The following is a 13,730-nucleotide window of genomic DNA, read 5'->3' as shown; positions in this document are numbered from 1 at the left end:
GTGGCGTCGTCCGGTGATGCGTGCAGTATCCTCGATGATGCCGGTACCTGGCTATCGCAGCCCCGCGTCCGGGATGCACAGCGTCGGCGGGCGCGATGCGATGATCGCTCAGCCCATGCCGCTATGTATGATGGACGAACAAGAGCGACGCAGGATGCAGGGCGCAGGGCGTGGGAGGTGGGTGATGGGCTTCACTGTGCGGGATATCCGCCGGGCGATGGATGTCTACACACGGGACAACGTCTATCTGGGCACCGTGCTGGAGGTGATCCCCGGACCTGCGGCGCCGGACGGCGAGCCCGAACTCTCCCCGGACGTGTTGCAGTCGAGCGCGGTTAGCGGGGAGTTGCTGGGGCCGATGCCGACCCAGCCGCTCGGCAACCGCGGCCCGGCCAACCAGTCGGCGCGTGCCCGCTACGCCATCGGCCAGGCGTCGGCGAAGCCGATCGGCCGCGGTGCGATCCGGGTGGGGAAGTTCGGTGGACTCGTCGGCCGGCGAGAGATCTCGCTCGACGCGGTGCAGACCGTGTCGCTGGAACGGGTCATCCTGCGGCTGCGGAGTGATGAGTTGTGATGCGTGATGCGTCATGCGTCATGCGTCATCCGTCATCCGTCACTCGTATTGCGTACTGCGTATTGCGTAATCCTCCCCTCTCCCCTGGTGGGCTCCGTCCGAGAGGGGCTGGGGGTGAGGGAGACGTTTGACGCATGACGTATGACGCATCACGCATCACCCCTCCTCCGGCAGGTGGCGCGTCAGGAGGGCGACCTGGAGCAGGAGGCGGTCGCGGGGGTTGCCGAGGTCGCGGCGGGTCAGCTCGGCGATGCGCTGTAGGCGGTAGGAGAGGGTGTTGCGATGGATCCCCAGGTGCTCGGCGGCCTCGGCGAGCGCGCCGCCATGTGACAGGTACACCTCCAGCGTCTCGATCAACCCGCTGTGCCGGCGGCGGTCGTAGTCCTCCAGTGGGCCGAGTACGGCGTCGCGGAACGCGGCCACGGCCGGGTTGCCCCAGAGCGGGTAGAGCAGGCTGAACAGCCCCAGGTCGTCCACCGACCCGGCGCGGGCGACCGGGAGCGTGACCGCGCCCGCGCGCTGCAGCCCGAGGGTGAAGCGCGCCTCGCGCAGGCCCTCTGGGGCCTGGAGGATGGTCGGGACCGGACGGCTGAGGGCGACGGCGATGCCATTCCCGCCTTCCCGCCGCAGCGTGGGGCGCAGGGCGCTCGCGGCGCGGGACGGGTCGCTGCCCTGCACGAGGAAGCCGATGCCGCCCGGCACCGGCGCCAGGTTGTCGCCCACGGCCGGGCCGAGCGCCTGGGCTACGAGGTGCCGGGCCGCGGCCGGGCGATCCGGCGCGTCGATCAGGCCGACGATCACCGGCGCGGTGGTGTCGATGCCGAGCATCTGAGCGCGGGCCAGCGCCGCGGCGTCGGAGGCCAGGCGGCCGAGGAGGAGGTCTGCCACCAGTCGCTGGCGCCCTCCGCCGAGCCCGGCGGTGCGCCCCTGACCGAGCAGGATCGAGCAGGTGGCCGCTGTCTGGGCCAGCACCAGTCGATCGCTCTCGTTCAAGGTGCCGGCCGGCCCGACCAGCGAGAGGTAGCCGCTGGGCGCTCCGGCTGCCAGGGGGAGGATCAGCCGCTCGGTGCCGTCCGGGCCGGGGCAGAGGAGGGGGCTGGTCGCCCCGTTGGCGGCGGCCAGCTCCGCGGCGGTGGCGGGCGGGACAATCGTGCCGCCGCCCCAGCCGACGACGTTGCCCTCCCGGTCCTGGAGCACGAGCGGGCGTCCGGCCAGCTCAGCCGCGATGCCGAGCAGCGCCTCCACCCCGCGCGGGTCCATCGCCGCCTGCGAGAGGCGCCGGGAGAGTTCGTTGCCGAGCCGGTAGAGCTCGGCCCGCCGCTCGGTGATCAGGCGGTTGAGCATTCCCTCGGCGTCGTGGGGGAAGGGGGCCGGGAGGGTCAGGATCGGCAGAACGGGGTGCGGCTCCTCGGCGAAGGCCGGCTCGCTCAGCACCGCGGCCACCCGGTTGCGGGCCAGTTCGGCGCTGAGATCTTCCCAGCTCAGCGCCTCGTCCGCCTCGATCTGCGCCAGCACCCGCGGGGAGAGGACCACCAGCTCGTCGCCCCGCAGTGGTGGCAGCAGCGGCGGGGTGGTGCGAACCGAAACGGCCCAGGAGACTGCGCGCTCCAGGGCCTGCTCGCGGTTCATCCCGGTCGGCGGGACGAAGCCGAGTCGCCGGTCCCACCGGCAGAGATCGCGCAGCGTGATGTCCGCTATCGGCTTCATCCCCGGAACCGTCTCGTCCGCGACACGGATGGAACTCCCTGTCATCCGACAAGTATACCGCGTGGACGGCTCTGTCCCAATGGCCTACGCTGCGATTGGCTGGTACGATCAACCCACCAAATGGCTGTTTTCCGGCCCAATTGGCCGTGTTACGGTAGATTGGACGCATCCAATTGGAGGGTGGGATGATCGTCGAATTGGACCGCTCGCGTGAGCTCCCGCTCTACCTCCAGATCAGCCGCCAGATCCGCGACCAGATCCGCTCCGGCGAGCTTCCGCCCGGCACGCGCCTGCCGCCCGAGCGGCGGCTGGCGGCCATGCTGGGGGTGAACCGGACGACGGTGGTCAACGCCTATCGGGAGCTGGCGGCGGAGGGGCTGATCGTCGGCCACGTGGGGCGGGGCACGATCGTCGCCGGGGCAGCCGGCGACGGGGCAGGGACCGGCGAGCCGCGGGGCATCCCCTGGGGGCAGCTCTTCACCGAAGCGACCGACGTGATGAACGACCCGCTGCTGCGGGACACCATGCTCGTCTCAGCCCGCGCCGATGTCATCTCGCTCGCGACCGGCATCCCGTCGCCGGAGTTGTACCCGATCGACGCCATCCGGGCGCTGCTCGACGAGGCGCTCCACACGGCGGGGCAGGAGTTGCTCCAGCACTGCCCGACCGAGGGCTACCCGCCGCTGCGGGCGGCGCTGGCGGATTGGATGGCCGGCAACGGCCCGCCGCCAGAGCCCGACCAGGTGCTGGTCGTGGCCGGGTCGCAGCAGGGGCTCTATCTGCTGGCGCGGGCGCTGCTGGAGCCGGGCGACCTCGTCGCGGTCGAGTCGCCCACCTACCTCGGGGCCATCCAGGTCTTCCGGGCCGCTGGAGCGCGGCTGCTGCCCATCCCGGTGGACGCGGACGGCATGCGGGTCGGGCTGCTGGAGGACCTGATCGCGCGGCGGCGGCCGAAGCTGATCTACACCCTCCCGACCTTCCAGAACCCGACCGGGGCGACGATGAGCCTGGAGCGGCGCCACCGGCTGCTAGCGCTGGCTGCGCGCGAGCAGGTGCCGGTGGTGGAGGACGATCCCTACGGTGCGCTGCGCTACGACGGGCGGCCGATCCCACCGCTCCGCGCGCTCGACTCCCACGGCTCGGTGATCTACCTGAGTACGCTGTCGAAGGTGCTCTTCCCCGGCTTCCGCATCGGCTGGATCGCTGGGCCGCGCCCGCTGATCGAACGGCTGGCGCTGATGAAGCAGATCGTGGACCTCGATACCAACCCGCTGGCGCAGTGGGCGGTGTGGGCGTTCCTCGACCGTGGACTGCTGGCGGAGCACGTCGAGCGGCTGCGGCAGGCCTACCCGCGGCGGCGCGACGCCATGCTGGCTGCCATCGAGCGCCACTGTGCCGGGATGCTGACCTGTGAGCGCCCGGACGGCGGGCTCTACGTCTGGGGCCGGCTAGCCGACGGGCTGCGGGCGCGCGACCTGCTGCCGGAGGCGGCCCGGCGCGGTGTGGCGATCGCGCCGGGGAGCAGCTTCCATCCCGACGGCGAGGGCGAGAACACGCTGCGGCTCAACTTCACCCTGCCCCGGGAAGAGGAGATCGACCTGGCGATCGCGCGGCTGGGGGAGGCGATCGCCGCCCTGCGCGGCAGTCGCAGCACCGGCGCCGAGCGCCGCGACGCCGCCCGCGCGACGCCGATTGTGTGACGTGATGCGTGATGCGTCATACGTCACCGGTACTGCGTATTCCGTATCTCCCCCCTCTCCCACCAGGGGAGAGGGGCTGGGGGTGAGGGGGACGGATGACGCATCACGCATGAGAAAGGAGCACCCGGGATGGTCGACCGAGCAGGCTGGCACGCGAAAGTCGAAGCGGCGCGGGCGTTCGTCGGCGGCGTGATCATGGATGTTGTGACGCCGGAGCAGGCGCGCATCGCCGAGGAGGCGGGCGCCCGGGCCGTCATGGCGCTGGAGCGTGTCCCGGCCGATATCCGGCGCGAGGGCGGGGTGGCCCGCATGAGTGACCCGGACTTGATCCTGGCGATCAAGGAGGCGGTCAGCATTCCGGTGATGGCCAAGGCCCGCATCGGTCACACCGCGGAGGCGCAGATCCTGGAAGCGCTCGGCATCGACTTCATCGACGAGAGCGAGGTGCTGACCCCGGCCGACGATCGCTTCCACATCGACAAGCACGCCTTCACGACCCCCTTTGTCTGCGGTGCGCGCAACCTGGGCGAGGCGCTGCGCCGGATCGGCGAGGGCGCAGCAATGATCCGGAGCAAGGGGGAAGCCGGGACGGGCAACATCGTCGAGGCGGTGCGGCACCTGCGCGACATCACCGACGACATCCGGCGGCTCCAGGCTCTTCCAGTAGAGGAGTTGATGACCGCGGCGCGGGACCTCGGGGCGCCCTACGACCTGGTGCTCCAGGTCCACAAGACGGGGCGGCTGCCGGTGCCTCTCCTCTGCGCCGGGGGCGTAGCAACACCGGCTGACGCCGCGCTGGTAATGCAGCTCGGCGCCGAAGGGGTCTTCGTGGGTTCCGGCATCTTCAAGTCGGAGAACCCGGAGCGGCGTGCCCGGGCGATCGTCGAGGCGACGGCCCACTACCGCGACCCGCAGGTGCTGGTCGAGGTCAGCCGCGGGCTGGGCGAGCCCATGCGCGGCCTGGACCTGCGCGAAATCCCGGAGGAGCAGTTGCTCGCCGGGCGGGGAGTGTGAGATCCATCGGTCCGCACGACGGCGAGTTCCGTGTTGCGTGTTCCGTGTTCCGTTTAGCTTGTTGGCGCACGGTAGCCAGTGTCCCTCCGACACGGAACACGAAACACGGATCACGCATCACGGAACACACAACACGCAGGGGCGTGGCGCCTGCTACGCGGCGTCCAAGAAGTAGTGGAGCACCTCGCGGGACACGAGATCCGGTGCGGTGACCACGGCATCGTGTGGTTGCCCGGGCAGCACCACGATCTGGCTGTGTGGCAGCCATCGGTGCAATGCCTGCGTCGCGGCTGTGTAGATCGGGAGCGTCTCGCCCCCGAGCAAGAAGAGGATCGGCGTGCTCATCGACCTGAAGCGGGCGGGGTCAGCGGCGTAGTCCCTGACGGCCAGGACCTCGCGCGGGATCGTGTGTGCCGCAGCGACCCGCGCCTGCCAGTTGGGCTGAGACTGCAGCATGTGCACTTCGTCGGCCGGCGTCTGGCCGACCTCGTAGAGCATGAGCAGTGCGCGCTCGGCATCGCCCGCGCGGAGGAGGGCGTCGTACCGGTCGAGCGAGTCTTCCGGGTAGGAGATGTCGGTCGTGGTGTACATCGGCGGCTCGTTCAGGATCAGTTTGTGGATCCGCGGTGTCAGGAGGGTGGCTTCCAGGGAGCATAGCGCGCCGTATGAGTGCCTGAGCACACGCACGGTCCCGGGGATCGAGTCGACCAGAGCGGCGACATCCTCAAACTCATGCTCTGCCACGTAGGGCAAGGTGTCACCGCTCTGCCCACGCCCTCGCCGATCCATCGCGTAGACGGAAAAAGGACAGGGCCTGATCGATGTCCGGTGCTGCGACCGTGTGGCAGTCGTCGAGGACCAGAATGAGGCCCTCTGGGATGGCCGCCAGGTCGTTGATCAGCAGCGTGAGGAGTGTGTCCGTGCGCGGCTGAGGCGTTGCGTGCAGGAGGGCCAGCACGCCGGTTCCCACGTCCGGCCGGATCGTCTGCAGCGCGGCGACCACGTAGCTCAGGAAACGGGCGACATCACGGTCGTGTTCATCGAGCGACAGCCACGCGGCCGGGAGGTCCACCTGCCGCAGCCAGGAGCTCACCAGGGTGGTCTTGCCGAATCCGGCCGGGGCCGAGACGAGGGTCAGTGGGCCGGCCAGCCCCTCGTTCAGGCGCGCGATCAGGAGCGGGCGCGGAACCAATCCCGACGCGGGGTCGGAGCGCGTGAGCGGGATCGAAAACTTGGTCTGCAGCAGGGTCTCGTCCATGCGGCCGAGACTCCTTCCAGCGCAGCGCCCGGGCCAGTCAGGCTGCGTCGTTCGGCAGTAATGTCAGTCTCTGGGCTGACGATCGTCTCCTTACGCTCTAGTGCGCGGACACTGCTCGCAATTGCGTAGCCGGGAGGTACTCGTCGCCTCTATCGGCGCGCTCAGGACCGAATACCCCTCTCCCCTTGTGGGCTCCGTCCGAGAGGGGGCTTGGGGGTGAGGGGTGATCCCCAACCGCGTCCTGGGTTAGGACCATGATCCCCCTATCCTGTCCGCCCGTCCTCTGCTATTATTGGTGTACGTACAGAGTGTAGGGACAAGGCGGAGGCGGAGATACATGGCACGGGTCGGACAGCACGGCGAGCGGGTCTACACGGTCGGTGAGGTGGCCGACGTCCTGCAGTTCCACCCGGACGCGATCCGCTACTGGCTCCGGGTGGGGGAGCTGATCGGCGAGCCCGATACGAAGCCGGGTGAGTGGCGTATTCGGCCCGAGGCCCTCGTTGCCTTCCTGCGGCAGAACGGCGAGACGCTGCCGACGGGGCTGCCCGGCGTCGACGCGGAAATGGCGATGTACTAGACGTCATGCGTCATGCGTCCCCCTCATCCCCGGCCCCTCTCGGACGGAGCCCACCAGGTGAGAGGGGAGCAGGATGCAGTACGCACTACGCGACACGAGTGACGCATGACGCATCACGCATGACGCATGGGTTTCCCCGTCACTCCCGCTGGAACCCCAGTCGTTGCTGGTGGATGAGGATGCTCTGGAGAAGGCCGACCGCGGCCAGGAGCGTCCAGAGAGAACTGCCTCCCACGCTGACGAAGGGGAGCGGGATTCCGGTGACCGGCATCAACCCCACGTTCATCCCGATATTCACGAACATCTGGAAGAAGACGATCCCGGTGATGCCGAAGGCCGTCAGCTGACTGAAGCTGTCGCGCGCGTTGATGCCGATCTGCATCATGCGCCAGAGCAGGATGGCGAAGGTCAGTAAGAGGGCCAGCGCTCCGATGAAGCCGAACATCCCCATGGCGTGGGCGAAGATGAAGTCGGTCAGGCGCACGCGCAGCAGGTCGAGCTGGCTCTGCATGCTGCCCTGCAGCCCGTGGCCGATCGCGCCACTGCTGCCGATCGCCACCCGTGCCTGGAGGATGTTGTAGCCGTCCCCGAGGGGATCGCGCTCCGGGTGGTAGGAGATCAGCAGCCGCTCGCGCATATAGTCGTGCATGATGTAGTTCCAGGTGACCCAGGCCCCCGGGATGGCAGCCAGCAGCACCCCGAACAGGTAGAGCAGGCGCGTGCGGCTCACCAACATCATCACCAGCCAGGCGAAGGCAAAGACCCCCGTCGTGCCGAGGTCCGGCTGCAGGTAGACCAGCCCGGCCGGGATGCCGACCAGGATGCCCGAGAGGATGAAGTTGTGCAGCCGGCGCATCTCGTCGCCCCGGTCGGCGACGAACGATGCCAGGCTGATGATGACCGTCAGCTTGGCGATCTCCGAGGGCTGCACGGTAACCGGGCCGAACTGGAACCAGCGGGTCGCGCCGCCGCTGGTCGTGCCGACCACCAGGACCGCGGCCAGGATGACCAGCGTGCCCAGATAGAGCACCCAGGAGAACGTCTTGACGTACCGATAGTCGAGTGCGGCGGCCCCCATCATCATCGCGAGGCCGATCACCGCGTAGATGAACTGCCGGACCGCCGGGTTCCCCAGGGTCAGGGGCTGCGCTCCGTCGGCGCTCCAGATCGTGACCAGGCCGAAGCCGATCAGGACGAGCGTGGTGACGACCAGATAGATGTCGAACGCGCCCCAGTTGGTCGTCCGCCCACGCGCGTGGAGACTGGTGATCAGCGTCCCCATCTCAGAGCAACTCCACGCCGTTGATCTGGATGTGGAACTGGCAGCCGAGCAGTTCGGCGGCCCGCCGGCACATGATCATGCGTGGCAGGAAGATCTCGAAGTAGTCCATCACCTGGCTGATGCTGGTGTCGATCGTCAGCTCCAGCGTGATCGCCTTTTCCTCAGGATCGACCCGCAGGAAGGACGACTCGACCGCCCAGTTGACCCGGTCGTGCGCGTCGAACTGGCTCGGGTCGCTGGCGCGGACGCGGCTCCGGTGCACGTCCGACTTATCCGCCAGGATCAGCGCCGCCGACACCGGGTGGACCGCCTCGCCAAGCCGCTGGGAGTCGTCGCCATGGCTGCCGATGGCGCCCATGACCAGGGCGATGTCGGCGGGCGCGACCTCGTAGCGCAGCAGGATCTCGCGGGCCAGCAGCGCGCCCGTCAGGGCGTGGTCGTAGCGGCTGATCGCGTTGCCCATGTCGTGGAGATAGCCGGCGATCGCCGCCAGTTCTTGCAGGTGCGGGTCGTAGTCGAGCCGCCGCAGCACATTGCGGGCGATCCGCGAGACGAGATTCGCGTGCCGGGTGCCGTGCTCGGTGAAGCCGATGACGCCAAGGTTGGCGTTGGCCGCCTCGATGTACGCCTGCACCTCCGGATCGCGCGCCAGCTCATCGACCTTGACCGGCAGCGTCTTATCGCTGGGCTGAGCCGCGGCCTCCGGCTGCTGCGGGCGTGTATCCTCCATCCCCTCCACGATCTGAGCGACGGGTGCGCGTGGGTTCTTAACCATGAAATGCTCCTCAATCACTGCGACCCGTCCCAATTATAGGCAGGCGGTCGAGGGGAGGCGGGGCGGCGTAGTGCGTACTGCGTATTGCGTGTTCTCCCGCTGTCCCCTTAGCTGCAACTTGGATACGGATGGGTATTCCTGGCGCCGAGCTCTCTGCGGCGTTCGCAACACGGAACACGCAGTACGCACTACGCAACAGCCTCGGTCACGCCGCGAAGCGGTCCAGGCTCAAGGCATCGAGGGGCAGTGAGGTCCGGCCGGTTGCGATCAGCTCGGCCATCAACTCGCCGATGCAGGGTGACAGGGCGAATCCGTGCCCGGAGAAGCCGCAGGCAAGCACCATACCCTCGATCCCGGGCACCGGGCCGAGGATCGGCACCTCGTCGGCAGCGATCGCCTCCAGTCCCGTCCAGGCGCGGACGACCCGCGTCCGGCGCAGCAGGGGGTAGACAGCGCTGGCATCGACGGCGCTGCCGGCCATGCTCGCGACCCGGTTTCGGCCGAAGCGCCCCTCCCAGTCGACGCTGCCGGGCCAGCCGCCGCCGAGGAGGTAGGCGCCGCTGCGGAGCTGCTTCAGGCTCAGCCGCCGCCCGACGCAGGTCACCACCGGCTTGAGCCGCGGCGGCATCGGGTTCGTTACCATCATCTGCAGGGCGTGCGGCTCGATCGGCAGTTCCACGCCGACCATCCGTGCCAGGTCTCGGCTCCAGGCCCCGGCCGCGATCAGGACAAACCGGCAGGGGATGTCACCGCGGGTGGTGTGGACGCCCACCACGCGGGCGCCCTCCAGCCGGAACCCGGTCACGGCGGTCCACTCGTAGAGCGTGGCACCGAGCCGCTGCGCGGCGGCGCAGAACGCCTTGGTGACCAGGATCGGCATCGCGTGGCCGTCGGTGGGGCACCAGGCACCGGCGATGATGTCCGGCCCCAGCCCGGGGGCGAGGTCGTCCAGCTCATCCCGCCCAACGATCCGGATGCCCAGGCCGCGCGCCTGCTCGTCGCGCACGCGCGCTTCCAGGGCTGGCAAATCCTCCTCCCGCCAGACGAGCGTCAGGTGACCGTCCTGGCGGTAGTGGAGGTCGGCGCCCAGTTCCTCCTCCAGGCTCGGCCAGCGGGCGATGGCGCGCATGGCGATGGCCAGTTCTCGCGGGTCGCGCCCCTGCTGGCGCACGCCGCCTGCGCTTGCCCCGGACGCAGCCGAGGCGACCTCGCGGGCCTCGACAATCGCGACCGACAGCCCGGCCTTGCGGAGTTCGTACGCCGAGGCACAGCCGATCACGCCGCCCCCGACGACCACCACCTCCACCGCTGGCAACTGGCTCATCTGGCCCCTCCCATCCCGTGACCGCGCGCCGAACCGTGTCGGCAGCGTACGGCGATTCCCGGCGGCCCGCAAGCGGGCAGCGCCCCGTCTCGACCTGCCGGCGTGTTGGGGGGTATCCTGTCAGGCGGCTCGCGAGAGCGCGGCAGGTAGCGTCGACGGTTCTAGCATAGACGGAGCAGGGATGGAGCAGGCACAGGAGCAGGTGGAGCGCAAGGTCGCGATGGTCTTCGTGGCGCACCCGGACGACGCCGAGTTCGGCACGGCCGGAACGGTCGCCCGCTGGGTACGCGAGGGCTGGGATGTCTACTACGTCATCATCACCGATGGCGGCGCCGGAGGGCCGGACGACGCGACCGATGTCAGCCCGGAGGCACGGCGCCGCATCTCGGAGACGCGCAAGGCGGAGCAGCGGGCGGCCGGCGAGATCCTGGGCCTCGCCGATGTCATCTTCCTCGATTACCCCGACGGCCAGTTGGAGCCGACCCTGGAGCTGCGCCGGGACATCGTCCGGCTCATCCGCAAGTACCGGCCGGAGCGCGTTATCAGCCCCTCGCCCGACCGGGTCTGGGAGCCGGTGTACAACGTCCGCCGGCACCATCCGGACCATCTGGCCGCCGGCCAGGCGGTCATGGCCGCCGTCTACCCCGCACCGCAGAACCCCTGGGACTTCCCGGAGTTGCTGGCCGAGGGGTTGCAGCCGCACAAGGTCTCCGAGATCTACGTCATCGGCGCGCCGGTGCTCAACTACGCCGTCGACATCACCGAGACGATCGACCTGAAGATCGCGGCGCTCCGGGCGCACCAGAGCCAGTTGGGCGACCACTTTGACCAGATCGAGCGCATGGTTCGCACCTGGGCGGCCGACCGCGGTGCGCGGCACGGCATGGCCTACGCCGAGGAGTTCCACCGCATCATCAACTGGTGACGCGGCACCACACGGGGGTGGCTCGCCACCCCCGTCTCGCATTCACCCCCTCGCCTGACCACGACCCTGCCCGGTGCCGGGTGGTGCGACGGTTCCCGCGCCGTAGTACGTGCCTGGGGCTCAAGCCGCCGCACTCCAAAGTCCCAGACACCACCTACTCCGCACCACCCGCGACGTATGACGCATGACGTGTGACGCATGATGATTTTCCGTGGCAAACCGCGTGCGGCAGGGGCGACGCGGGGGTGCAGCAGGCGGATGCCGTTCTGTTCTTCCGGGAGGACGAGCCCGCACCCGGGTGATCCGCCACCCCCGGCGCATCAGTCGCGTTGGCGCGGTGGGGCGCGTTTCCTATAATGACGTCAGGCGGCAGCGGGGTGCCGCGGAGGAGCCGGCGTGCCGGGCGATATCGACCGACTACTCAAGTACATCGTGCATAACTACACGGCGCGCGAGGAGATCAAAGAGGTCGAGCGGGAGGCCTCGGCGGTCGACGATATCGTCGCGGGTCGGCGGCGTGCGCTACGCGAAGAGGAGCATCGTGCGGAGATGCTGGCGGCGCCCTTCCGGGAGGGGTTGCGGCGCGCTGACGCCGCGCGACGTGCCGGCGGCGATGCCATCTCCCTCGACGACCGCGACCCGCAGGACAACCTGATCGCCGATGCGCTGGTCCACTTCCTCGTCGGTCCGGGCATGGCGACTTCGTCCACTCGCGAGACGGAGCCGATGCATTACATCTACACCATTGCCATCGATTGGGATCAGGTGGCCGCCGTCGCCCGCCGGGCGAATGTGGACCTGGACGCCGTCATCAACCGGGCGGGGGCGTGAGCATGGCGTCGGCACCGACGATGGAGAGCCAGCGCGATCCGAAGCCGGACGACCGCCCGGAGCGCGCGGCGCAGCGGCTGGGCATCGAGTTCCGCGATCTCGACCTGCTTCGGCTGGCGTTAACTCATCGCTCCTACCTCAACGAACTCGGCATCTCCCAGATCGAAGCGGTGCGCGACTCTAACGAGCGCCTGGAGTTCCTGGGCGACTCGGTTCTCGGCATGATCACTGCGGAGTTCCTCTACCGGCGCTTCCCACGGCTCCCGGAGGGGATGCTCACAGCCTACCGCACCGCCTTGGTCCGCACCGAGACGCTGGCGCGCTGGGCACGACGTTTCGGGTTGGACGAGTTGCTCTATCTCGGCCGCGGGGAGATAACCGCCGATGGGGAGATCCGCGACCGGATCCTGGCCGGGGCATTCGAAGCGGTGATTGCCGCGATTTATCTGGACCGGGGTATCCGCGCTACCCGGCGCTTCTTGCGCCAGCTCCTGATCGAGGACGCGGAGCAGATCATCACCGAGGGGCAGGAGACCAACTACAAGGGACGGCTCCAGGAGCTCGTGCAGGAGCACATGCGGGTAACCCCGATGTATCGCACGGTGGCGGTGTCTGGCCCCGCGCACGACCGGGTCTTCACCGTCGAGGTGGTCGTCGGTGGTGAGTGCCTTGGCGTGGGGACCGGGAGCAGCAAGCGCGCTGCCCAGCAAGAGGCGGCACAGAGCGCGCTGGCGCGGCTGGCCGCGGAAGGGATAACCGAGGACCATGACCGGCCGCTATGATCAGTTGACCATCTTCGGCGGCAACTCCAACCCGGAACTCACCCGGGAGATCTGCAACTACATCGATATCCCGCCCGGCCGGATCGAGGTGTTCCGGTTCAGCAACGAGAACATCTTCGTCCGCATCTGCGAGAGCGTGCGTGAGAACGACGTCTTCGTCGTCCAGTCCTTCAGCAGCCCGGTCAACGACAGCATCATGGAGCTGCTGATCATCATCGACACGCTCAAGCGGGCCTCGGCCGGGCGTATCACCGCGGTTATCCCCTACTTCGGCTACGGCCGCACCGACAAGAAGGACCAGCCGCGTGTGCCGATCACGGCGCGCCTCATCGCCGACCTGATCACCGTCGCCGGGGCCGACCGCGTCCTGACCGTCGACCTGCACGCCGGGCAGATCCAGGGCTTCTTCAACATCCCCGTCGACGAGATGACCGCTATGCCGATCATCGCCCGCTATTTCCAGGAGAAGCGCCTGGAGCGGCCGGTCGTCGTCTCGCCGGACCTGGGGAACACCAAGCGGGCGCGCAACTTCGCCGAGGAACTGGACGCGAGTCTGGCCATTATCGAGAAGCGCCGGGTCGGGAACGTCGACAAGACCGAGGTGCTGAACCTGATCGGCTCGGTCGAAGGGTGCCAGGCGGTGCTGGTCGACGACGAGATCGACACGGCCGGCTCGATCACCCAGGCCGCTCAGGTCTGCATCGAGAACGGTGCGGTCGAGGTCTACGCCGCCTGCACCCATCCGGTCCTGAGTGGCCCGGCCATCGAGCGGCTGGCGCTCAGCCCGATCCGGGAGGTGGTGGTGAGCAACACCATCCCGATCCCCCCGGAGAAGCGGCTCGACAAGATCACGGTGCTCTCGGTCGCCCCGCTGCTGGGTGAGACGATCCAGCGCATTCACACCGGCGCCAGCGTCAGCCCGGTCTACCGCGGCGTTGGCAGCAGGCCGATCCGCTAGCGCATCAGTCGAACGACGGC

At 68.9% G+C, this 13,730-nt stretch carries 14 protein-coding genes; 8 read left to right on the top strand and 6 right to left on the bottom strand.

Going from position 1 to position 13,730, the window contains the following annotated elements:
- The first annotated feature begins 184 nt into the window (after window positions 1-184).
- Window positions 185-574 (top strand): hypothetical protein, encoded by a 390-nt coding sequence (locus STHE_RS11200; RefSeq protein ID WP_012872694.1) that lies wholly within the window; start codon window positions 185-187, stop codon window positions 572-574.
- A gap of 156 nt (window positions 575-730) precedes the next feature.
- On the opposite strand, the gene STHE_RS11195 is transcribed toward STHE_RS11200, so the two are convergent.
- Window positions 731-2,281 (bottom strand): PucR family transcriptional regulator, encoded by a 1,551-nt coding sequence (locus tag STHE_RS11195; RefSeq protein ID WP_012872693.1) that lies wholly within the window; start codon window positions 2,279-2,281, stop codon window positions 731-733.
- A gap of 185 nt (window positions 2,282-2,466) precedes the next feature.
- On the opposite strand from STHE_RS11195, the gene pdxR reads away from it, so the two are divergent.
- Both pdxR and pdxS read left to right on the top strand, forming a co-directional pair.
- On the top strand, window positions 2,467-3,981 hold the full coding sequence (gene pdxR / locus STHE_RS11190) for a MocR-like pyridoxine biosynthesis transcription factor PdxR (RefSeq protein WP_012872692.1): 1,515 nt from the start codon (window positions 2,467-2,469) through the stop codon (window positions 3,979-3,981).
- Between the two features lie 129 nt (window positions 3,982-4,110).
- Complete coding sequence (gene pdxS, locus STHE_RS11185; RefSeq protein WP_012872691.1) at window positions 4,111-4,995, top strand: pyridoxal 5'-phosphate synthase lyase subunit PdxS; 885 nt, start codon at window positions 4,111-4,113, stop codon at window positions 4,993-4,995.
- Between the two features lie 153 nt (window positions 4,996-5,148).
- On the opposite strand, the gene STHE_RS11180 is transcribed toward pdxS, so the two are convergent.
- Both STHE_RS11180 and STHE_RS11175 read right to left on the bottom strand, forming a co-directional pair.
- On the bottom strand, window positions 5,149-5,784 hold the full coding sequence (locus tag STHE_RS11180) for an alpha/beta fold hydrolase (RefSeq protein ID WP_052295304.1): 636 nt from the start codon (window positions 5,782-5,784) through the stop codon (window positions 5,149-5,151).
- The gene (locus tag STHE_RS11175; RefSeq protein WP_041399056.1) at window positions 5,753-6,253 is read right to left on the bottom strand and encodes a hypothetical protein; all 501 of its coding nucleotides are present in this window, start codon (window positions 6,251-6,253) and stop codon (window positions 5,753-5,755) included. The genes STHE_RS11180 and STHE_RS11175 overlap by 32 nt, the downstream gene beginning before the upstream one ends.
- A gap of 337 nt (window positions 6,254-6,590) precedes the next feature.
- On the opposite strand from STHE_RS11175, the gene STHE_RS11170 reads away from it, so the two are divergent.
- Entirely contained in the window at window positions 6,591-6,833 is a 243-nt protein-coding gene (locus STHE_RS11170; protein WP_012872690.1) for a helix-turn-helix domain-containing protein, read from the top strand.
- A 139-nt stretch (window positions 6,834-6,972) separates the two neighbouring features.
- On the opposite strand, the gene STHE_RS11165 is transcribed toward STHE_RS11170, so the two are convergent.
- The 3 genes from STHE_RS11165 to STHE_RS11155 all read right to left on the bottom strand — a co-directional run bounded on the left by STHE_RS11165 (window position 6,973) and on the right by STHE_RS11155 (window position 10,214).
- Window positions 6,973-8,115: an FtsW/RodA/SpoVE family cell cycle protein gene (locus STHE_RS11165; protein ID WP_012872689.1), complete on the bottom strand. Its 1,143-nt coding sequence runs from the start codon at window positions 8,113-8,115 to the stop codon at window positions 6,973-6,975.
- A 1-nt stretch (window position 8,116) separates the two neighbouring features.
- The gene (locus STHE_RS11160; protein ID WP_012872688.1) at window positions 8,117-8,890 is read right to left on the bottom strand and encodes an HD domain-containing protein; all 774 of its coding nucleotides are present in this window, start codon (window positions 8,888-8,890) and stop codon (window positions 8,117-8,119) included.
- Window positions 8,891-9,095: 205 nt separating this feature from the next.
- Window positions 9,096-10,214 (bottom strand): NAD(P)/FAD-dependent oxidoreductase, encoded by a 1,119-nt coding sequence (locus STHE_RS11155; protein WP_012872687.1) that lies wholly within the window; start codon window positions 10,212-10,214, stop codon window positions 9,096-9,098.
- A 181-nt stretch (window positions 10,215-10,395) separates the two neighbouring features.
- On the opposite strand from STHE_RS11155, the gene STHE_RS11150 reads away from it, so the two are divergent.
- The 4 genes from STHE_RS11150 to STHE_RS11135 all read left to right on the top strand — a co-directional run bounded on the left by STHE_RS11150 (window position 10,396) and on the right by STHE_RS11135 (window position 13,710).
- Complete coding sequence (locus STHE_RS11150; protein ID WP_012872686.1) at window positions 10,396-11,139, top strand: PIG-L deacetylase family protein; 744 nt, start codon at window positions 10,396-10,398, stop codon at window positions 11,137-11,139.
- Between the two features lie 396 nt (window positions 11,140-11,535).
- Window positions 11,536-11,970, top strand: coding sequence for a hypothetical protein (locus tag STHE_RS11145; RefSeq protein ID WP_012872685.1), 435 nt, complete (start codon window positions 11,536-11,538; stop codon window positions 11,968-11,970).
- A gap of 2 nt (window positions 11,971-11,972) precedes the next feature.
- Window positions 11,973-12,752, top strand: a complete 780-nt coding sequence (gene rnc, locus STHE_RS11140) for a ribonuclease III (RefSeq protein WP_012872684.1) — start codon at window positions 11,973-11,975, stop codon at window positions 12,750-12,752.
- Window positions 12,736-13,710, top strand: a complete 975-nt coding sequence (locus STHE_RS11135) for a ribose-phosphate diphosphokinase (RefSeq protein WP_012872683.1) — start codon at window positions 12,736-12,738, stop codon at window positions 13,708-13,710. Before rnc ends, STHE_RS11135 begins: the two co-directional genes overlap by 17 nt.
- The last annotated feature ends 20 nt before the right edge of the window (window positions 13,711-13,730 follow it).

Origin of the sequence: Sphaerobacter thermophilus DSM 20745 (assembly GCF_000024985.1) — a bacterium.
GTDB classification, from domain to species: Bacteria; Chloroflexota; Chloroflexia; order Thermomicrobiales; family Thermomicrobiaceae; genus Sphaerobacter; species Sphaerobacter thermophilus.
This window is presented reverse-complemented; position numbering and strand designations above follow the sequence as displayed.